Genomic DNA, 20,370 nt, shown 5'->3' on the forward strand with positions numbered 1-20,370 from the left:
ATTCCTCTGACGCCCCTTCTGCAATAGCTTTTTTGCCGGGCAGACGGGTCCTGCCTGCTGGCGACCGGGCACACAGGGGGAGCGATACACGTTGGCCATCGAGACAATAGCGATTCATCACGACATGAACAGCCGTGATCTGTCACGCGCTGCAGCACACAACGGTACGGCCGCAGTGGCGGTGGTCGACGAACACGACGCTATCCACGCCGCAGTGCAGCTGTGGTGCCACCAAGCGCAGCCGCCGATTCCGTTCGGAGGCAACTATTTTTCGGCTGAGCAGTTTCTCGCTGAGCATCCCGGCGCGCCCGCCGTCGGCCCGGTCGTGCTGGAGTTGCAGAAATACCGCAACGGAGTGGACTTCTCGGCACTGGACCGCATCGTCTCGCGGCGACATCGCGTGATCGTCTACTCGCACATCGCAACCGACGAGGTGATCTTGACGGCGTTGGACCGCGGCGCGGTCACCTATCTGACGAAGTCGGAGAGCAAGGAACACCTGATCGACGCGATACGGGCGGCGGGAACGGATACCCCCTACGTCGGGCCCAGGATGGCGCTGGCGATGATCAACAACAGCACGGTCGGACGCGCGAACCTGGCCCCACGGGAGAAGGAAGTCCTGGTCGCCTGGTTCCGCACCGAGAGCAAGGATCTCGTTGCCCGCCAGTTGCAGATTGCGCCGACCACCGTGCGAACGCATCTGCAGCGCGTGCGGGCCAAGTACGCGGCCGTGGGGCGCCCGGCCGCCACCAAGGCCGCGCTGGTGGCGCGCGCCATCCAGGACGGCATCGTCAACGTCGACCACATCTAGCGTTCTACACGTAACACCAGGTCAGGCGTAGCCGTCAGCTCTTCTAATTAGTTGCTGAGATCGCCAAGCGCCGACTATTTCTCGGGTCCGACCGACGGTCGATGTGCGCGAATGACGTGATGGCCCATCCGGCGGGGAATGCCCACAGCAACACGGTATGTGCACGACATCGCGATTTGAGCAACGCTAGACGGAGTCGGTGACCGAGTCGCCCGACAACCCCTCGCGGTCGGGCGACCGGTCTCCTGCTGCAGCCGGATCAGCGCCTCTGGGTTGGCCGCTGATGCGCTACAAGTCTTCTGTTGTTGGACTTTACCCGGAGATGCGGTCCTCGTGTACCGAGAGTGTGTGTCCCGATGCTAAACGTCATCCGAGGGGCGCAGTGCTTGGTCGATCCGTGCGGCAATCGTGCACGGACGCGGACAGCAAATATAGGGCCATTGGTCCCAAGATGTATTCGGCAGTCGGCTGCGATCGGCAGGACGGACTCGATCAGGTCAGCGTCGCGCACGTAGCTGTCGGCACGCCGATGATTTGCTGGTGACGGCCGGACAAATACAAACCCGGGCACCGACTGACTCGGTGCCCGGGTTCGCGGGTGATGAAGAGGTCAGGCCAGAACGGCGGCCGGGTCGGTGAACGGAAGATCGAGGTCGGTTGCCACTTGCTCGGAGAGCAAAGCGCCCTCGTGCGTGGACAGGCCCTTCGCCAGCGCGGCATCGGCCTGGCACGCGGCCTGCCAGCCCTTGTCGGCCAGCTTCAGCACATAGGGCATCGTCGCGTTGGTCAGCGCATAGGTCGACGTGCGCGGCACTGCGCCCGGCATGTTGGCCACACAATAGAACAGCGTGTCATGCACAGCGAACGTCGGATTGTCGTGGGTGGTGGGATGCGAATCCTCGAAGCATCCGCCCTGGTCGATCGCGATGTCGACCAACACCGCACCCGACTTCATATGGGCGACAGTCGAATTCTTGACCAGCTTGGGCGCCTTCGCACCGGGCACCAGCACTGCGCCGATCACCAGGTCGGCCTTCTTCACCGCGTCCTCGAGGTCGAGCATCGACGAGTAGCGGGTCTCGATGGCGCCGCTGTTCTCGTTGTCGATCTTGCGCAGCGTGTTGATGTTGAGGTCGAACACGGTCACGTGGGCGCCCATGCCTTTCGCGATGCGCGCCGCGTTGTAGCCGGCAACCCCGCCGCCGATGACGACCACCTCGGCGGGCGCCACGCCGGGAACGCCACCCATCAGCACGCCACGCCCGCCGTGGCTGCGCATCAGGTGGTAGGCACCCACCTGAGCCGAGAGCCGCCCGGCGACCTCACTCATCGGAGCCAGCAGTGGCAGCGCGCCGTCGACGGTCTGCACGGTCTCGTAGGCGATCGAGGTGGTGCCGGATGAAAGCAGGGCGTCGGTGCACGGCTTGGACGCCGCAAGATGCAGGTAGGTGAAGAGCGTTTGACCCTTACGCAGCCTGGAGTATTCGGGCTCGATCGGCTCTTTGACCTTCAGCAGCAGTTCGGCCTCTTCCCACACCTGGTCTGCGCCGTTGATCAGCTGCGCGCCGGCGCGTTTGAAGTCGGCGTCGGTGATCGCGGAGCCGTCGCCGGCGCCGGACTGGATGATCACCTCGTGGCCGCGATGGACCAGCTCGGCGACCCCCGCCGGGGTGATGGCGACTCGGTATTCGTTGTTCTTGATCTCGGTCGGGACTCCGACGCGCATGACGGCTCCTAAAAGGCGTGTTGGTTAGGTAAAGTGTGAAGAAATTTCGATGTGATGGCGATAACTCCGAAGAGAATTCGGTACTCTCTGGCTATGTCAGAAGGAACGGCGAAAACGTTGGTCCCGGCGGCGCGGCCGTCGAAGGATGTTCGGCCCGTGGACATCGATGACGTCGACCGGCGCATCTTGACCGCACTGCACGCCGATGCACGGATATCGAACAGCGCGCTGGCCGATCTCGTTGGAGTGGCGGCGTCGACGTGTCACGGCCGGGTCCGGCGCCTGCAGGAGTTGGGCGTGATCCGCGGCTTCTACGCCGACATCGACCCCGCCGCGATCGGACTCACCTTGCAGGCGATGATCTCCGTCAGCCTGCAATCCAACGCCCGCGGGAAGATTCGCAACTTCATCCAGCACATCAGGGCAAAGCCGCAGGTGATGGATGTCTACTTCTTGGCAGGAGCGGACGACTTCATCCTCCACGTCGCCGCGCGGGACACCGACGACCTCCGCGCGTTCGTGGTGGAGAACCTCAACGCCGACGCCGATGTGGCGGGCACCCAAACTTCGCTGATCTTCGAACATCTCCGCGGAGCGTCGCCACTATAGGTTGGTGTCGTGCTGCACGGACGGGCGGCAGAGCAGGGCGAGATCGGCGAATTGCTCGCCGCTGCCAGGGCCGGGCACAGCTCGCTGGTGGTGCTCGCAGGCGAGGCAGGCAGCGGCAAGACCGCCCTTCTGGAGCATGCGGCGTCCGAAGCGAAGGACTTACGGATCGTGCGCTGCACCGGGGTGGAATCCGAGTTCCACCTGCCGTTCGCGGCGCTGCATCTATTGCTCCGTGACTGGCTGGACCGGGTGGACGCGCTCCCCGCCCCGCAGGCGTCGGCGTTGCGGTCCGCCTTCGGGTTGACCGAAGGCCCCGGCATCGACCGCTTCCTGACGGGGCTGGCCACGCTGACGCTGCTATCCGAGGCCGCCGCGGAGCGGCCGCTTTTGTGCCTGATCGACGACGCCCAGTGGCTGGATCGCGAGTCGTGGGATGCGCTGCTCTTCGCGGGCAGACGGTTGGGCGCGGAAGGCGTGGTGCTGCTGCTCGCGGTGCGTGAGGACGCGGTGACCGACTTACGCGGCGTGCGGGTGATGACCCTGGGCGGCCTCAGCAACTCGGCCGCCGCGGCGCTGATCGCCGAGCAGGCCGATGATCTCACCCCGGAGGTGCGCGACCGGTTGGTCGAAGAAGCTCGCGGAAACCCCTTGGCGCTCATCGAGTTTGCCGCCACAGCACGGTCGGGACAGGCTACCGTCGCGACGGCCGCCGCGCGCCGGGTGCTCGATACCTTCGGCTCCGAGGTGGACCGGTTGCCGCCGGCCACCCGGCTGGCCTTGTTGACGGCCGCCGCAGAGGGAACCGGTGAGCTCGGCCCCGTTCTGTCCGCGGGTGGTCGAATAGGACTCGCGCTCAACGACTTCGAATCTGCTGAGCGCGTCCGACTGATTCACGTCGGAGACCAGGTGGTCGCCTTCCGGCACCCGTTGATCCGGTCGGCTGTCTACGAGCGCGCATCTGCGTCGGACCGAATCATGGTTCATCGTGCGCTTAGCGACGTGCTGCCCGACGACGACGATCGACGTGCTTGGCATCTCGCCGCCGCCGCAGCAGGTTTCGACGACGAGGCCGCCGACGCGCTGGAGGCGGCGGCGCTGCGCGCCGATCGGCGCGGCGGATACGCGGCCAGTGCGGCAGCCCACGAGCGGGCGGCGCGACTGACCGCCGATCGGTCGCTGCGCGGTGACCGACTGACCGCGGCCGCGATGAGCGCGCGCGATTCCGGTCAACTGCGCCGCGCAGCCGACCTGGCGCAAGAGGCGGCGATACTGACCGAAGATCCCACGGCGTTGGCGAAACTGGAGTGGGTGAGGGCCCGACTCGAATTCGAGCGCGGCACTGCGCGGCACGCGTCGGAGATGGTGCTGACGGGCGCGCAGACGGTGTACGACTGTGATGCCGAAGAGGCGGCCCGCATGCTGATCGAAGTGGTCCGGATGGCCTATTTCGCCGACGAGGCACCGGAACTGGTTCGCGCCACTCAACTGATCGACGCGGTGCCGCTGGCCGACGACCATCCGCTGCGCCCGATGCTCGCCGCCAGTGCCATCCTTGCGCGGCTGCAGTCCGGCGAGCCGGTCGAGCGGATTCCACCGCTGGCGCCCGCGGTGCGTGCCATCCGTCCCGAACGGCTGGGAATGACGATCGGCAACCTGGCCGTCCACAGCGCGTTCCTGCTCATGGTCATCGGTGACGCCGACGAAGCGTCGGCGCAAACCGAGCGGATGCTGATCGAAGCCCGCGCGCGTGGGCTGATCGGTGGATTGCCGCACATCCTGCTGCAGCATTCGCAGGCGGCGTTGGCGGGTGGTCGTCTGCGTGAGGCGCTGCGGGCCGCAACCGAGGGCATCCAGATCGCGCAGGACACCGGCCAGAGCCACTCCGCCGCCAACCTTCGAGGGGTCGTCGCCAGGATCAGCGCGATGACCGGGGACGAGCAGACCTGCGTCGAATTGGCAAAAGAGGCAATACATTCGGGCGCGGAACGACATTCGTCGAGTGTCGGGCTGGCGGTGCTGGCGCTAGCGGTGCTCGAGCTGGGCTTCGGACGGTATTCCGCCGCCCTCGAACGGCTCGCGTCGTTGCCTCCGCAGCTGCGCCGGCATCCCACCTTCGCTTATCTTGCACCGCCGGAGTGGGCCGAGGCCGCGGCGCGATGCGGGCAGCCGGAGCGCGCCGCCGAGACGATGGCTGCCTACGAGCCGTGGGCGTTGCACCGCGACAGCCCGGTTGTTCAGGCCCACCTACACCGTTGCCACGCGCTGCTCGGGCCCGATCACGACGCAGAAGCCCACTACCAAGCCGCAATTCGTCTGTATGACGCCGTCAACCGGCCGATGGCAAGGGCGCGCAGCGAACTGCTCTACGGAGAGTGGCTACGACGAATGCGACGACGGTCGGAATCCCGCGAACCACTGCGCGGCGCGCTGCGGGTCTTCGACCGGATCGGGGCGAAGTCGTGGGCTGATCGCGCGAGGGCCGAACTGCGCGCGACGGGGGAGGCCGTCGCCGTCGCGATACAACCGCGCCACGCACGGCTGACGCCGCAGGAGCTGCAGGTCGTCCGGCTCGCCGCGGCGGGCTTGTCCAACCGTGACATCGCCGCGCAGCTGTTCATCAGCCCGCGAACTGTCGGCTACCACCTCTATAAGGCGTTTCCCAAGCTGGGCGTCGCCGCCCGGTACGAATTGGCCGCGCTCGACCTGACCTGAATACAGTCATCCGACAGATTCGGTCGGCGGCGTGCTCACGTCATGGTTGGCGCATGAAGTTCGGAGTCGACGTCCCCACGTGCCTGGCAGGCATGGCCTACCCGGTGCCCTTCGCGACCGCCGACGAGGTGATCCGCATGGCGGTCGAGGCCGAGCAACTCGGCTATCACGAGGTGTCGGGCAACGATCACCTCAGCACCCAACGGTTCGTCCGCGACGCGTGGCCGCAACCGCCGGACTACTTCGAGCCGCTGATGATGCTGGCCACGATCGCCGCCAAGACGTCGGTGGTGCGACTGGGTACGGGCATTCTGGTGCTGCCGATGCGGGAGCCGGTGCTGCTGGCCAAACAGGTTGCCACGCTTGACCACATCAGCGGGGGCCGCGTCACGCTCGCGGTCGCGGCCGGCGGGTACCGCGATGAATTCGAAAGCGTGGTCCCCGATCTGGCTGACGCGTCGCGGGTCCACCTGATGGCCGAGGGCATCGATTCGCTGCGCACGCTCTTCGAGCGACCTCGGTCCAGCTACGAAGGCAAGTACCGCCGCTTCCTCGACGTCGAGTCGTATCCGAAGCCGGTGCAGAACCCACTGCCGATCTTCTCCGGCGGCAACGGCACGGGTGCGCTCCAGCGGGCGGGTGAGCGCTGCCAGGGCTGGCTGCCGGCGAAGATCGGCCCCTCGGAGATCGCCGCGGGCCGCGACAAGGTGGCGGCGTACGCCCGCGCGGCGGGCCGTGATCCGGCAGCGGTGACGATCGGGCTGCAATCAGTGGTCTGCATTGCCGATACGGCCGATGAGGCGCGCGAAAGGCTGCAGCGATCCACCTTTGATCTTTTCCGCAGGTCGTTGAAGGACACCATGATGAAGGGGATCGACCTGGACAAGTACCTGGCCGACAACCTGATCGGCACGCCCGACGAAGTGTGCGCCAAGGTTGCAGCCTTCGCGGAAGCCGGCCTCGACGGCTTCTTCGCGACGCTGTTCGTCGCGAACACCGTCGATGAAATGCTCGAACAGATGCGGCTTTTCGCGCGGTATGTGCTCTCGGCATTTCCGGACCGGTCATGACGAGGTGCAAAGAGAAGGCGCCCCCACCGAAGTGGGGGCGCCGACCCTGCTGAGTGTTGAGGCGTCAGCCGTTCGCGCCGTCGGAGCCGCTACCGCCCGTCTTGCCGGTTCCGGTTCCGCCCGTGCCGCCGGTGCCGCCGGTGTTGCCGACGCCGCCGGCACCGCCGTCGCCGCCGTCGCCGCCGGTGGCCTTACCGCCGGTGGCATTGGTGCCGGTGGTGGCCGACCCGCCAGTGCCGCCGTCGCCGCCGTTGCTGCCGATGCTGCCGCCGGTGCCGCCGCTGCCGCCCGATCCGCCGGTGGCATCACCCGAGCCGACGTGAGTGGTGGTGTTGCCCGACGTGGCAGTGCCGCCGCTGCCGCCGGAGCCGCCGTCGCCGAGCACGCTGCCACCGTCGCCGCCGCTGCCACCGGAGCCGGCCTTGGCATCACTGCTGCCGCCGGTGCCGGTGCTGGTGGCGTTTCCGCCGGTGCCGCCGGTGCCGCCGTCGCCGACCACGGTGGTGTGTCCGCCGTCGCCGGCGCCGCCGCCCGTGGTCGCGCCGAGACCGCTGGCGTCGCCACCGGAGCCGCCGTCACCGCCTGCGCCCAGCACGCCGCCGTCGGCACCCGAGCCACCCGAACCACCCGACGCGGTGCCCAAAGTGCTCGCCGCGTCGCCGCCGGTACCGCCCGAACCGCCAGTCCCCGTCACGATGCCGCCGTCGCCACCGTCGCCGCCTGCGCCGCCCGTCGAGGTGCCCAGCAGGCCCGAGGAGCTACCGCCCGCGCCGCCGTCACCACCGGAGCCGAGCAACACGGTGTGGCCGCCGTCGCCGCCGTCGCCACCGGCAATGTTCCCGACGCCTACCGCGGCGCCACCGGCGCCACCGTCGCCCGCATCACCGATGACGATGCCGGAGTTGCCGCCGTCGCCACCGTCACCGGCCCCGCCGCTCAGCGTGGAGGCACCACCGCCGCCACTGCCGCCGGAGCCGATCAGGATGCCGCCGTTGCCGCCGTCGCCGCCATCGGCCGTACCGACCAGGCCGGTGGCGCCGCTGCCGCCGTCACCGATGAGGCCCGAGTGGCCGCCGTTGCCGGTCGTCGGGTCGGTGTCGGTGCTCACGACCGAGGAACCGCCGTTGCCGAGCACGAGGCCGGAATCGCCGCCGTTGCCGCCGAGCACGGAGGTGCCGCCGCTGCCGATCAACACGGCGCCGTTGCCGCCGTCACCGGTGCCCGAGATGCCGCCGTTGCCGAGGACCAGGCCGCCGTTGCCGCCGTCGCCGGTGGCCGAGATGCCGCCGTTGCCGAGGAGCAGGCCGCCGTTGCCGCCGTCGGCGCCCGCGCCAGTTGCGGTGCCGCCGTTGCCGATCAGCAGGCCACCGTTGGTGGCGGTGCCATCGGGATTAGTGGTGCCGTTGCTGATCAGCGGCGTCACGACCGGCGCCAATGGTGCCAGTGGCGATGTCGGGGCAACCAGCGAGTCCACGGTGGTCGTGACGATCGGAGTCGCCACCGTCGGGACGGCCGTCACGACCGGCACGGCCGTCGACACGACGTCGGACACCGTGGACACGACCGGCGCCACCACCTTCTTGACCAGCGAGCCGAGCAGGCCCCCGAGTCCGGTCAGTTGCACGTCGTGCGGCGCGGCGGTCGGCGGCGGGGCCGGAGTGATCGCCGCCGTCAGCGCCGCTGCGCCACCACCGCTCGCCAGCACGCCGGCGGCGAGATATGTGGTTACTTTGAGCTTCCTTGAGGTCTTCTTCGTGCTGTGGTTGGCCATCTCCCCGGGATACCTTTCGTCGCCGATTGCAGTTCTGCACTCTGGACAGCTAATAGATCTAGGTCAGCGAGCAACATAATGCCACTAATAATCTGATTGCCATAGCAAAATCGAGAAGATTTTTTCACGTGTCGTATCGCGCCAGCTTTGACCTGAGCATCTGACATTCGCCACACGGTTGATCGGCTAAGCACATACCAATTGCAGCTATGTCCGCCAGTACCGTGCCGACCATTGCCGGGAAACCCGGATTTGCGTCGATCTTGTCGCAATGTTCCCAAGTCCATTAATCGACGGTGACGCAAATATCAGCAATCTCACTGGCAAAGTGATTAGACGGTTTGCATAAGTATCGGTGAGTTGCTGCGGCGGATAGTGAGCGCACGGCGGTAACGAATGGCGGGCAGCGGCGCACAGCACATCGACGATCGCCCATTGAGAAAGATGAAGGACGAGGTGCTATGTCGTGCCGGGTCATCGCTGCGACAGCGCGGCCGGCCGACGCCGCACCGCGCGACGAGTAGGTCGTGACTGCGGTAGGGCCGGGCCGCCGCGATGACCGTCCACGCCGACGTGGCGTGCTGCTTCACCCGCAGCCCTCGTCGTCGTATCCCCGGCTGCGCGGAAGCTAGGGTAGGCCCATGCGAGTGGGAGTTCTGGGCGCCAAGGGCAAGGTCGGCGCGACGATGGTCGCGGCCGTCGAGTCCGCGGCCGACCTCACGTTCACGGTCGGGGTGGATGCCGGTGACCCGCTCAGCCTCTTGACCGACAACCGAACCCAGGTCGTCATCGACTTCACCCACCCCGACGTGGTGATGGACAACCTGAAGTTCCTGATCGACAACGGGATTCACGCCGTTGTCGGCACCACCGGCTTCACTGACGAACGCGTGAGCCAGGTCAAGGCATGGGTTGACGACAAACCCGGCGCCGCCGTCCTCATCGCACCGAACTTCGCGATCGGCGCGGTGCTGTCCATGCACTTCGCCAAGCAGGCTGCGCGCTTCTTCGAATCCGCCGAAGTGATCGAATTGCACCACCCGCACAAGGCCGACGCACCGTCGGGCACCGCGGCTCGCACCGCCCGCCTGATCGCGGAAGCGCGAAAAGGCTTGCCCCCCAACCCAGATGCCACCAGCACCGGAATCGAGGGTGCCCGCGGTGCCGACGTCGACGGCATCCCGGTCCACTCGGTGCGGTTGGCCGGGTTGGTTGCGCATCAGGAAGTGCTCTTCGGTACGCAAGGAGAAACCCTGACCATCCGGCATGACAGCATGGACCGGACTTCGTTCGTCCCCGGCGTGCTGCTGGCGGTCCGTGCCATCGGTGAACATTTCGGTCTCACAGTGGGTCTCGAGCCCTTCCTCGACCTGACATGAGCGATGGGGCACGCGCACTGCGCATCCAGCTGGTGATCGGCTTCATGTGCGTGGCCCTGGGCGTCTACTTCCTGATGCTCGGTCGCATCGCCATGGGGTTCATCAGGTCGGGCAGCCCCGCCGCCATCGGGCTCGGATTTGCGCTCATGGGCCTGCCGTTGATCGGGATCTGGGTGATGGTCAGCACGCTGCGGGCAGGCCTGGCCCATCAGCGGTTGGCCCGCATCGCCGAAGAGGAAGGGATGGAACTCGACGTCAGCGCCCTGCCGCGAATGCCGTCGGGGCGCATCGAGCGCGACGCCGCCGACGCGCTGTTCGAGTCGGTGCGCAACGAAGTGGAAAACGATCCCGACAATTGGCGGCGCTGGTATCGGCTAGCTCGCGCCTACGACTACGCCGGTGACCGCGGCCGGGCCCGAGAGACGATGCGCAAGGCGGTCGAGATGCAGGAGCGCGGGCGATGAAGACACTTCTCGTCGTCCATCACACCCCAAGTCCCCACTGCCAGGAGATGTTCGAGGCAGTTGTGGCCGGGGCGACCGATCCCGACATCGAAGGCGTGGACGTCGTGCGCCGCCCGGCGCTCACGGTCTCGCCGGTCGAAATGCTGCAGGCCGATGGCTACCTGTTGGGCACCCCGGCCAATCTCGGGTACCTGAGCGGGGCCATGAAACACGCCTTCGACTGCGCCTACTACCAATTGCTCGACGCCAGCCGGGGGCGGCCGTTCGGCGTCTACCTGCACGGCAACGAGGGCACCGAGGGCGCCGAGCGCGCCGTCGACGGCATCACCGCCGGGCTGGGCTGGGTGAAGGCGGCGGAGACGGTCGTGGTGATGGGCAAGCCGACCAAGGCCGACGTCGAGGCGTGCTGGAACCTCGGCGCGACGGTCGCCGCTCAACTGATGGGCTGAGCCCCTCGCCGCTGAGATGCTCACGGCTGAAGAAGGCTACGAGGGCTCGTCTGCGGCGGGGGAGTCGTCGTCGTCGAGATGGCGCAGGATGCGTTCGTTGAGGGCGGCGAGCATGTCGAGCTCAGCCGGGGTGAGCAGGTCGATGAAGTTCCGGCGGACGTCCTCCACATGCCGGGGCGCCGCGTTCTCGATGGCGGCACGGCCGGCCGGCAGTAGGCGGACCATGGTGCTGCGGGCGTCGTCCGGGTTGGGCTCGCGGTCGATCAACCCGTCCTTCTGCATGCGCCGCACCTGGTGGGAGACACGGCTTTTCTCCCAGCCCAGCGTGTTGCACAGCTCGTGCGCGGGCATGCGGCCCTCGTCGTGACCTGAGAGCACCGCCAGGACCTCGTAGTCGGCGCCGGAGAGGCCGGATTCCTGCAGGCCCCGGTTCAGGTGCACGACGAGCTGGTGATGCGCGTGCATGAACGCCCGCCACGCGCGGTCTTCGCCAGGGTTCAGCCAGTTCGGTTCCATCGCTGTTCATGGTATCCCAGTTTGGTTGACGCATCACCTAAATCGACATAAGGTTGAGGAGTCAACTTTTTTCGTCGTAGGAGGGGCATCTCATGAGCAGCATCAGCATCATCGGCACCGGGAACATGGCCCGCGCCATTGGCGCGCTGGCGGTCGCGGGCGGCAACACCGTCGAGATCATCGGCCGAGATCACGCCAAGGCCGTCGATCTGGCCAGGGCGCTCGGCGGCAGCGCGACGGCAGGACAGTTCGGTGCGGTCCCAGCCGGGGACATCGTCATCGTGGCGCTGCTGTACGCCGACGTCGTTCCGGTCGTCGCCAAGTACGGAGACGCGCTCGCGGGCAAGATCGTCGTCGACATCAGCAACCCGTTCAATTCCGCAGCGGATGGGTTAGCCGTCCCCGACGGCACCTCGATCGCACAGGAAGTTGCCAAGGCGGCACCCGCCAGCGCCAGTGTGGTGAAGGCATTCAACACCATCTTCGGTGTTGTTCTGGCCAAGGGTCGGCCACTCGACGTCTTTTTCGCAGGAGACGACGCGCAGGCCAAGGCGGACGTGGCGGAGTTCATCGAGAGCCTCGGATTGCGCCCGCTGGACGTCGGCGGCTTGAGCATGGCGCACTGGCTCGAAGGGACGGGCCTGGTCGTGATGGGTCTCGCCCGCCACGGGATGGGGAGCTTTGACTTCGCGCTCGGCGCCACCCTTCCTGCCTGATCGCACCTTCGCGGGTCTCCGCCGCGAACGAGACAAAGGCGACGTGCGCCGTCGCACTGGTTGATGGATCAACGAAAGGATTTTGCAATGAAGCTCGGTTTCGCACTTCCCATAGTCGGACCCGCTGTCAACAGCGCCGCTAGCTTGGGTGCGTTCTGCCGCGGACTCGAGGACCTCGGCTACGACACGCTGTGGGTTGGCGATCGCCTGGTCACGCCGGTCGATATGCAGAGCACCTACCCGGGCAAAGAGCAGCCGTATCCGCCGCAGATGACCCGGTATCTCGATCCGGTGCTGCTGTGGACGGTCGCCGCGACGGCGACCAGCCGGGTGCGGCTGAACTCCAGCACGCTCAGCACGTTCTACTACGAGCCGGTGCACCTGGCCCGGGCGCTGACCACGCTGGACGTGCTCAGCGGCGGCCGCCTTGACGTTGGCGTGGGAATCGGGTGGATGAAGGACGAGCACGACATCGCCCGCGCCGCGGACTGGCGCCGGCGCGGGCGGATGCTCGATGACCTGCTGGCCTTCCTGCGCGAGTGGTGGACGACCACCCCGGTGTCCTGGGACAGCGAGTTCTTCTCCCTGCCAGCGGTCCATGCCGACCTGCGCCCGGTTCAGGCTGGCGGTCCGCCCATTTGGATCGGCGGCGCCAGCGAGGCCGCGATGCGCCGGGTAGGCCGCAGCGGCACCGGATGGCTCGGGGTCGAGGGCCTGCAGGACGAGGTCACCGACCACCTCTGGTCGATTGCCCGCGCTGCGGCCAAGGACGCCGGACGTGATCCTGACGAGCTGAAGACGGCCATGCGGATCAACCTCGAACCGGGCACGTCTGTGGACTCGGTTGCCGACAAGCTCCAGCGCCTCGACGGGTCCGGCACGGATGAGGCAATCGTGGATGCCTTCGCAATGTTCTCCACACTTGACCAGTTGCTTGACTTCGCCGGTCAGGTGATCGCCCGATGGAGTGATCATGGGAAAGCTTGACGGCAAGGTCGCCGTGATCACGGGTGGATCAAGCGGTATGGCGTTGGCCGGTGCGAAGTTGTTCGTTGACGAGGGAGCTCACGTTTTCATCTCGGGCCGCCGGCATGACGCTCTGGCTGAAGCCGTCGAGCTGATCGGCCGGAATGTGACTGGCGTGCAGGCTATTCGGCCGATCTGCACGATCTGAACCGGTTGTTCGACACGGTCAGGCGCGAAAAGGGCGCCGTCGACGTGTTGTGGACAAGCGCCGGGATGGGCGAGCAGCGCCGGCTCGGCGACATCACCGAGAGGCACTTCGATGCCACTTTCGGGCTGAACGCGCGCGGCACCCTCTTCACGGTGCAGAAGGCACTGCCACTTTTCAACGACGGTGGCTCGATCTTCATGACCGGGTCAATTGCGTCGGTCAAAGGCTTTCCTTCCTGGAGCGTGTACGCGGCGAGCAAGGCTGTCCTGCATGCCTACGCCCGCGTGTGGTTGTCCGAGTTGAAGGCCAGAAGAATCCGGGTCAACGTGCTGACCCCGGGCCAGGTCGCCACGCCGATACAAGAGCAGTTGTTCGACGAGGAGACGAAAGCGCAGTTCGAGGCATTGATCCCACGGGGAACGATGGGCCGCCCGGAGGAGATCGCGAGGGTCGCACTGTTTCTCGCCTCGGACGACTCAAGCTATGTGAATGGTATGGAGTCGATGGTCGACGGCGGCACCACGGCGGTCTAACGCATCACGCTCGAGCGGGGGCCCCGAACGTGAGCGGGGCATGGCAAAGAGGGCGCCGAAGGAGCGGCGAACGGCGTCACGGCCATCGCGGACTGAGTCGGTTGGTGAAAGCCGCTGAGTACGTTCATGTGTCGGGCGAAGAGCAAAGGCGATCTGCAGTCGCGCTGGGATCTGGAGGCGACGGTAGGCCGTTCCACTGATGATCGTGCACGCTTGGCGGTATCGTTCGGTGAGCCAACGTCTTCGAGGGTTAGGTAGCGGTCGATGGGGGAGAGGGCCCACTCGAAGCGATCTGTGTCTCATCCGATGGGGCCATGCGACATGGCACAGGCCGCGCTGTTCGCCGACATCTTGGCCGCCGAAGTCGCCACGCTGCGGGCACAGCTCCGCAAGGCGGAGAAACGATGGGACGACCGCCGCGGCCGCAGTCACGGCGATGTCGAGACCCCTGCCCGATTGGTGCGGCTGCGGGAACAACTGAACGAAGCCAAGCGGCTCTCTGCCCGGCTGCGCAAGCTGCCACCCAATACAGTGTGACGTTATGCGGACCGCGTTTCACGAGCAGCTCGAGGCTCTTGCTGCCGACATCGCCGACATATGCGGGATGGCGGGTACGGCCATGGAGCGCGCGACGCAGGCCTTGCTCCAGGCGGATCTCGTGCTGGCAGAAGACGTCATCTCGACACATGAGGCGTTCGCGGCGCGGATCAAAAAGGCCGAAGAAGCAGCGATCACGGTCCTTGCGTTGCAGTCGCCGGTGGCAGGCGACCTGCGTATGGTCGTCAGTTCATTGTCGAACCTCGCCGACGTCGACCGCATGGGTGCGCTCGCATTGCACGTCGCCAAGCTGACGCGTCGACGCCACCCCGCAAATGCGTTGCCCGAAGAGGTGAACGGTTACTTCACCGAGATGGGGCGCATCGCAGTCGATATCGGGAACAGCGTGAAAGACGTTGTCCAGTCCGGCGATCCGGATCGAGCGGCGCAACTCGACGATGACGACGACGACATGGACAACCTGCATCGACACCTGTTCACGGTGCTGATGGACAGGGAGTGGAAGCACGGTGTCGCCGCCGCTGTCGACGTCACATTGCTGGGTCGCTACTACGAGCGATTCGCCGATCACGCCGTCGAGATCGGACGCCGGGTCATCTTCCAGGCCACCGGTCAAGCAACGGAATAGGGGACGACATGCCCGGCATCGCCGAACTCGCCTTGGGCGCAGCACCTATCGCCGGTGGGGCCTTGTTGGGCGTCGCCGCCGGAAACCTCAAGCCACCCGATGTACGCGGCAACATCGCCAAGGACATGGACCTGCTCGAGCGGATCCCCGACGATCGACCCGTACTCAAGGCGCGGCTCAAGGACAGCATCGACCGCCGAATCGACGCTCTCATCAAGGCTGACGAACGCAGCCGTGAACTGCGCATCGCCGCGATGTCGTACAGCGGAAACTGGCGCGACATCGTGGTGTTCATCTGCGCGGTGCTGTTCACGATCGTCTGGTGGAACGTCAGTCACAGCCGGGCCAACTGGCTGGTGATGTTCATCGTGATGATCATCGTCTCGGTCGTCGCAGGCATTTATGCGGGCCGCGGGTTGTTGCGCGCCATCCACCGTTTCACGCGCAGGAACGAGCCCGACGGGTAAGTCAATTGGGCAGCGCGGATTCGAACAACTCTTGAAGCGCGATCCAGTGCCGCTCGGCGGCCTCCTCGTCGTACGGCGGGTTGTCGGGCACGGCGAAGCCGTGCGCGGCCGGATAGAACTCGACGGTGTGTGTGACGTTGGCGGCGGTCAGCGCCTTGTCCAGCGTCTCGGCCTGCTGCGGCGTGAACGACGCGTCATTCTCGGCGCCTGCGACGTAGACGGTCGCCTTGATCCGGTCGGCCAGCAGATGAGGGCTGCTCGCGTCGTCGGTGACCAGACCGCCGCCGTGGAACGACCCGGCCGCCGCCACCCGATCGGGCACCCGGCCTGCGGCGATCACCGACGTGCGCCCACCCATGCAGTACCCGCAGACGCCGAACGCATCGCCCTTGACCTCCGGTCGCGCGGCCAGGAAGTCGAAGAACGCGGCGGCGTCGGAGGCGATCATGTCCTGCGTGACGCTGCCGATCATCCGGAACAGGCGCCTGCGTTCGCTCTGGTCGGTGAACGCAGTGCTCATGTCGAATGGCTGCCAGTCGCCGTGGCGGTAGTACACGTCGGGCAGCAGGACCGCGTGTCCGAAGCCCGCCAGCCTGGCCGCCATCTCCTGAAAGGTCGGCCGGACACCGCCCGCGTCGACGTACATCACGACACCCGACCAGGGCCCAGTGCCGTTGGGGGTGTGCAGGGTGACGGGACAGGTGCCGTCGGGCGTGGTGACGGTGGCGGAGATGCTCGGCATGGCTTCCGTTCTACTCGGTGCGGCTGCCCGTAAGCTGACCGACGTGCCGATCGCCACGCCGTATGAGGATCTCCTTCGGCTGGTGCTCGAGAAGGGCACGCCCAAATCGGACCGCACCGGCACGGGTACCCGCAGCATGTTCGGCCACCAGATGCGCTATCACCTGGCGGCCGGTTTCCCGCTGATCACCACCAAGAAGGTGCACACCAAGTCGATCGTCTACGAGTTGTTGTGGTTTTTGCGCGGCGACTCCAACGTTCGTTGGCTGCAGGAACACGGCGTCACCATCTGGGACGAATGGGCCAGCGAGACAGGCGACTTGGGTCCGGTTTACGGCGTGCAGTGGCGGTCGTGGCCGACGCCGTCGGGTGAGCACATCGACCAGATCAGCGCGGCGCTGGAATTGTTGAGGACCGACCCGGACTCGCGCCGCAACATCGTGTCGGCCTGGAACGTCGGCGAGATCCCGCAGATGGCGCTGCCGCCGTGCCATGCGTTCTTCCAGTTCTACGTCGCCGATGGGCGGTTGTCCTGCCAGCTGTACCAGCGCAGCGCCGACCTGTTCCTCGGCGTGCCGTTCAACATCGCCAGCTACGCGCTGCTCACCCACATGATGGCCGCGCAGGCCGGCCTGGAGGTGGGCGACTTCGTCTGGACCGGCGGTGATTGCCACATTTACGACAACCACGTCGAGCAGGTCACCGAGCAGCTGTCCCGTGACCCGCGGCCATATCCGGAACTTATACTGGCGCAGCGTAATTCGATCTTCGACTACACCTACGACGACATCGCGATCGTGAACTACGACCCGCATCCGGCGATCAAGGCCCCCGTCGCGGTATGACGCCGGGGCTCCGCGCCGAACGTGAAGATATGTTCGAAACTTCGACCAAGAATCGCACACAAGCTCACGTTCGCCGGGTCGGGCTGATCTGGGCCCAGTCGACCTCCGGCGTCATCGGCCGCGACGGCGGCATTCCCTGGCGGCTGCCGGAGGACCAGGCGAGGTTCAAGGAACTGACCATGGGCCACACCGTGGTGATGGGACGGCTGACATGGGAGTCGCTGCCGGCGAAGGTGCGTCCGTTGCCGGGCCGCCGCAACGTGGTCGTCACCCGCCGAGCCGACTATGCCGCCGAAGGCGCACACGTCGCGCAGTCGCTGGATGCGGCGCTGGGCGATGACCTGGTCTGGGTGATCGGCGGCGAACAGATCTACGCGCTTGCGCTGCCCGTCGCGACTCGCTGCGAGGTCACCGAGGTGGAGATCGACCTGCCCCGCGAGGACGCCGACGCGGTGGCGCCCGTGCTGGACGACACGTGGTTGGGCGCCACCGGCGAGTGGCTCACCAGCAGTTCCGGGCTGCGGTACCGGTATCACAGCTACAGCCGATGAGCGGCTTGTCGGTGGTGTGCTGCACCATGACGGGGTGCCGACAACACTGACGGCGGCTCAAGCGCGCCGTATCGCCGTCACCGCGCAGGGATTCGCGGAGCCGAAGCCGCGGGGCCCGGTCACCCGTGCGCACCTGCGGCGGCTCATCTCACGGATACAGGTGCTGCAACTGGACTCGGTGTCGGTGGCGGTGCGTGCCCACTATGCGCCGGTGTTCAGCCGGCTCGGGCCCTACGACCGCCAGGTGCTCGACCGCGCGGCCTGGAGCCACTCGACGCGCTCACCGCGCCTTCTGGTGGAGTACTGGGCGCATGAGGCCGCGCTGATGGCAGTCGACGACTGGCCGCTGCTGCGGTGGCGCATGCGTGAGTACACCCACGGCCGCTGGGGCACCCACATCGTCAAGAACAACCCCAAGCTCGTCGACGACGTCATCGCGGCGGTGAAGGAACTCGGGCCGTCGACGGCCGGGCAGATCGAGGCGCACCTCGGCGCGGAACGACGCGGCAAGAAGGGGCCGTGGTGGGATCGCAGCGACACCAAATGGGTGACCGAGGCGCTGTTCGCCGCAGGCGTGCTGACCACTGAGACCCGGGTCGGTTTCGCCCGCCATTACGACCTGGTCGAGAACGTGCTGCCGCCCGAGGTGGTTGCTCGTGAGGTCGACGACGATCAGGCACTGCGTGAGCTCACGCTGAGGGCGGCGACGGCGCTCGGCGTCGGCACCGAAGCCGACATTCGCGACTACTTCCGGCTGTCGCCGAAGCTGTCCAAACCCGCTATCGCGAAACTGGTCGCAGACGGGGTTTTGGAACAGGTCGAAGTGGACGGCTGGAATGCGCCCGCGTATCTGCCTGCGGGGCAGGCGATTCCGCGACAAGACCGGGGAACCGCGCTGCTCTGCCCGTTCGACCCGTTGATCTTCTTCCGGCCAAGGGTGGAGCGGCTATTCGGCTACCACTACCGCATCGAAATCTACGTTCCGGCCGCGAAGCGCCAATTCGGTTACTACGTTTGGCCTTTCCTGCTCGATGGTCGGCTTGTCGGTCGCGTCGACCTTAAGGCTGAGCGCACCCGCGATGCGTTGCATGTCGTCGGCGCCTTCGCCGAACCCGGGCAGGACAAGTCGCGCGTCGCCGCCTCCTTGGCCGACGAGTTACGCACCATGGCGTCGTGGCTGGGCCTTGCTGACGTGACGGTGGGCGGTAACGGCGATCTGGTCGCAGACCTCGGTGCAGCGCTCACGCGTCGCTGACACACTGGGCGTCGGGAATTCGACTGGTTTACCATCAACATGTCTAGGCGCTACAGACAGTTGGCGCGTTGTCCACCCTTTGATGCAGGGATGAACGTGTGCCCAACTGAAATTGCCACTGGAGTCGTGCCCGGATGCCGCCGCTGAGGACCGGGGAGGGCTTCCCGAATGTCGTGGTCACGGGCGTGAGCAGCACCACGGCGTTGTCGTCGGAAGCAGAGAAGACGTGGCAGTTGCTGCTCGAGGGACGCAGCGGTGTTCGCCGTCTGGACAATCCCTTCATCTCGGAATTCGAATCGCCGGTGCGCATCGGCGGAGTGCTGCAAGAGGACTTCGACGAACACCTGAGCCGCGTCGAACTTCGCCGCCTGTCGTCGCTGCAGAAGATGTCCATCGTGCTGAACCGTAGGTTGTGGGATTCCGCGGGGTCGCCGGACGTCGACACCAGACGACTGCTGGTCTCGGTGGGACTGGCACTGGCCAGCAACGAGGACCTGGTGGTGTTGTATGACGAATGGGTGCAGCGCGGCTTGCGGGCGGCCAACCCGCTGGCCGTCCAGAGGAACATGCCCAACGGCGCGGCGGCCGCCGTGGGATTGGACCGCGGGGCGAAGGCAGGGGTGATCAGCCCCATACTCGCCGATGCCTCCGGCGCTGCCGCCATTGCGATGGCATGGCGCCGCATCGTGCTCGGCGAGGCGGACGTTGCGATCTGTGGAGGCGTCGAGGCCAAGATCGAGGCGGTTCCCGTTGCCTCACTGTCCCAGTCCGGATTGTTGTCGACGAACAACGACGACCCGGCGGGAGCGTGCCGGCCATTCGCCAAGGATCGCGACGGCATGGTTCTCGGCGAGGCCGGCGCGCTGCTGCTGGTCGAAACCGAGGAACACGCCGAAGCGCGGGGAGCCCCCGTGCTGGCGCGCCTGATGGGCGCGGCGATCACCTCCGACGGCTACGACCCGATCAAACCGGACCCCAGCGGTGAGCCGGCGGGCGAGGCGATTGCCCGAGCAATAGAACTCGCCGGTCTCACCCCTCGCGACGTCGACCACATCAACGCACATGCCACGGGGACCTCGTTCGGCGATCTGGCCGAGGCGCGGGCCATACGTCATGCGCTGGGCGGACATTCGGCCGCGGTGTACGCGTCCAAGGCGGCCCTCGGCCATTCGTTCGGCGCCACCGGCGCGGTGGAGGCCGTGCTCACGGTGCAGGCGTTGCGTGACGGCGTCGTGCCCGCCACGCTCAACCTCAACGAACCCGACCCCGAGATCGACCTGGACGTGGTGGCAGGGGCACCTCGCCGCGGCGATTACTGCTACGCCGTATCGAACACCTTTGGCATCGGCGGAGAGAACGTTGCCTTGCTGTTCGGTGCGCCGTGAGGCGTCG

At 66.6% G+C, this 20,370-nt stretch carries 20 protein-coding genes and 1 pseudogene; 17 read left to right on the top strand and 4 right to left on the bottom strand.

Annotated features, from left to right (window positions below):
- Positions 1-124 precede the first annotated feature (124 nt).
- Positions 125-814: a LuxR C-terminal-related transcriptional regulator gene (locus tag ACGFK1_RS03625; protein WP_393425672.1), complete on the top strand. Its 690-nt coding sequence runs from the start codon at positions 125-127 to the stop codon at positions 812-814.
- Between the two features lie 610 nt (positions 815-1,424).
- Here the strand turns inward: ACGFK1_RS03625 and ald are convergent.
- Positions 1,425-2,540, bottom strand: a complete 1,116-nt coding sequence (gene ald / locus ACGFK1_RS03630; RefSeq protein WP_393425675.1) for an alanine dehydrogenase — start codon at positions 2,538-2,540, stop codon at positions 1,425-1,427.
- 93 nt (positions 2,541-2,633) lie between these two features.
- Between ald and ACGFK1_RS03635 the strand changes: the two genes are divergently transcribed.
- Genes ACGFK1_RS03635 through ACGFK1_RS03645 form a run of 3 tightly spaced genes read left to right on the top strand, consistent with a single transcriptional unit; the run spans position 2,634 to position 6,931 of the window.
- Positions 2,634-3,149, top strand: coding sequence for an Lrp/AsnC family transcriptional regulator (locus ACGFK1_RS03635; RefSeq protein WP_393425677.1), 516 nt, complete (start codon positions 2,634-2,636; stop codon positions 3,147-3,149).
- Between the two features lie 9 nt (positions 3,150-3,158).
- Positions 3,159-5,861: an AAA family ATPase gene (locus ACGFK1_RS03640; protein ID WP_393425680.1), complete on the top strand. Its 2,703-nt coding sequence runs from the start codon at positions 3,159-3,161 to the stop codon at positions 5,859-5,861.
- A 53-nt stretch (positions 5,862-5,914) separates the two neighbouring features.
- Positions 5,915-6,931: an LLM class flavin-dependent oxidoreductase gene (locus tag ACGFK1_RS03645; RefSeq protein ID WP_393425683.1), complete on the top strand. Its 1,017-nt coding sequence runs from the start codon at positions 5,915-5,917 to the stop codon at positions 6,929-6,931.
- A gap of 64 nt (positions 6,932-6,995) precedes the next feature.
- Here the strand turns inward: ACGFK1_RS03645 and ACGFK1_RS03650 are convergent, their stop codons facing one another.
- Positions 6,996-8,702, bottom strand: coding sequence for a hypothetical protein (locus ACGFK1_RS03650; RefSeq protein ID WP_393425686.1), 1,707 nt, complete (start codon positions 8,700-8,702; stop codon positions 6,996-6,998).
- A 641-nt stretch (positions 8,703-9,343) separates the two neighbouring features.
- Between ACGFK1_RS03650 and dapB the strand changes: the two genes are divergently transcribed.
- The 3 genes from dapB to ACGFK1_RS03665 are packed head-to-tail and all read left to right on the top strand — an operon-like array spanning position 9,344 to position 10,994.
- Entirely contained in the window at positions 9,344-10,081 is a 738-nt protein-coding gene (gene dapB / locus ACGFK1_RS03655; RefSeq protein ID WP_393425689.1) for a 4-hydroxy-tetrahydrodipicolinate reductase, read from the top strand.
- A complete protein-coding gene (locus ACGFK1_RS03660; protein WP_393425692.1) occupies positions 10,078-10,545 on the top strand; it encodes a hypothetical protein in 468 nt (155 codons plus the stop codon). The genes dapB and ACGFK1_RS03660 overlap by 4 nt, the downstream gene beginning before the upstream one ends.
- Entirely contained in the window at positions 10,542-10,994 is a 453-nt protein-coding gene (locus ACGFK1_RS03665) for a flavodoxin family protein (protein ID WP_393425695.1), read from the top strand. Before ACGFK1_RS03660 ends, ACGFK1_RS03665 begins: the two co-directional genes overlap by 4 nt.
- 36 nt (positions 10,995-11,030) lie before the next feature.
- Here ACGFK1_RS03665 and ACGFK1_RS03670 read toward each other — a convergent pair whose 3' ends face one another.
- On the bottom strand, positions 11,031-11,510 hold the full coding sequence (locus tag ACGFK1_RS03670; RefSeq protein ID WP_393425698.1) for a MarR family winged helix-turn-helix transcriptional regulator: 480 nt from the start codon (positions 11,508-11,510) through the stop codon (positions 11,031-11,033).
- A gap of 92 nt (positions 11,511-11,602) precedes the next feature.
- Here ACGFK1_RS03670 and ACGFK1_RS03675 point away from each other — a divergent pair, with 92 nt between their 5' ends.
- The 6 genes and pseudogenes from ACGFK1_RS03675 to ACGFK1_RS03700 all read left to right on the top strand — a co-directional run bounded on the left by ACGFK1_RS03675 (position 11,603) and on the right by ACGFK1_RS03700 (position 15,586).
- Positions 11,603-12,226, top strand: coding sequence for an NADPH-dependent F420 reductase (locus ACGFK1_RS03675; protein WP_393425701.1), 624 nt, complete (start codon positions 11,603-11,605; stop codon positions 12,224-12,226).
- Between the two features lie 87 nt (positions 12,227-12,313).
- Positions 12,314-13,213 carry a TIGR03619 family F420-dependent LLM class oxidoreductase gene (locus ACGFK1_RS03680; RefSeq protein WP_393425704.1) on the top strand — a complete coding sequence of 300 codons (900 nt, stop codon included), beginning with the start codon at positions 12,314-12,316 and terminating at the stop codon, positions 13,211-13,213.
- Positions 13,200-13,933, top strand: a pseudogene (locus ACGFK1_RS03685) (SDR family NAD(P)-dependent oxidoreductase). The gene ACGFK1_RS03680 and the pseudogene ACGFK1_RS03685 overlap by 14 nt, the downstream one beginning before the upstream one ends.
- 321 nt (positions 13,934-14,254) lie before the next feature.
- On the top strand, positions 14,255-14,470 hold the full coding sequence (locus ACGFK1_RS03690; protein ID WP_393425706.1) for a hypothetical protein: 216 nt from the start codon (positions 14,255-14,257) through the stop codon (positions 14,468-14,470).
- Positions 14,471-14,474: 4 nt separating this feature from the next.
- Entirely contained in the window at positions 14,475-15,119 is a 645-nt protein-coding gene (gene phoU / locus ACGFK1_RS03695; RefSeq protein WP_393425709.1) for a phosphate signaling complex protein PhoU, read from the top strand.
- Between the two features lie 8 nt (positions 15,120-15,127).
- Entirely contained in the window at positions 15,128-15,586 is a 459-nt protein-coding gene (locus ACGFK1_RS03700) for a hypothetical protein (protein WP_393425712.1), read from the top strand.
- A gap of 1 nt (position 15,587) precedes the next feature.
- On the opposite strand, the gene ACGFK1_RS03705 is transcribed toward ACGFK1_RS03700, so the two are convergent.
- Positions 15,588-16,328, bottom strand: coding sequence for a dienelactone hydrolase family protein (locus ACGFK1_RS03705; protein ID WP_393425715.1), 741 nt, complete (start codon positions 16,326-16,328; stop codon positions 15,588-15,590).
- A 43-nt stretch (positions 16,329-16,371) separates the two neighbouring features.
- Between ACGFK1_RS03705 and ACGFK1_RS03710 the strand changes: the two genes are divergently transcribed.
- The 4 genes from ACGFK1_RS03710 to ACGFK1_RS03725 all read left to right on the top strand — a co-directional run bounded on the left by ACGFK1_RS03710 (position 16,372) and on the right by ACGFK1_RS03725 (position 20,363).
- Positions 16,372-17,172, top strand: coding sequence for a thymidylate synthase (locus ACGFK1_RS03710; protein ID WP_393426337.1), 801 nt, complete (start codon positions 16,372-16,374; stop codon positions 17,170-17,172).
- A gap of 29 nt (positions 17,173-17,201) precedes the next feature.
- Entirely contained in the window at positions 17,202-17,723 is a 522-nt protein-coding gene (locus ACGFK1_RS03715) for a dihydrofolate reductase (RefSeq protein WP_393425718.1), read from the top strand.
- Between the two features lie 34 nt (positions 17,724-17,757).
- Entirely contained in the window at positions 17,758-18,978 is a 1,221-nt protein-coding gene (locus tag ACGFK1_RS03720; RefSeq protein ID WP_393425721.1) for a winged helix-turn-helix domain-containing protein, read from the top strand.
- Positions 18,979-19,112: 134 nt separating this feature from the next.
- The gene (locus tag ACGFK1_RS03725; RefSeq protein ID WP_393425724.1) at positions 19,113-20,363 is read left to right on the top strand and encodes a KasA/KasB family beta-ketoacyl-ACP synthase; all 1,251 of its coding nucleotides are present in this window, start codon (positions 19,113-19,115) and stop codon (positions 20,361-20,363) included.
- The last annotated feature ends 7 nt before the right edge of the window (positions 20,364-20,370 follow it).

This window comes from Mycobacterium sp. NPDC048908 (assembly GCF_043197955.1).
Taxonomy (GTDB): domain Bacteria; phylum Actinomycetota; class Actinomycetes; order Mycobacteriales; family Mycobacteriaceae; genus Mycobacterium.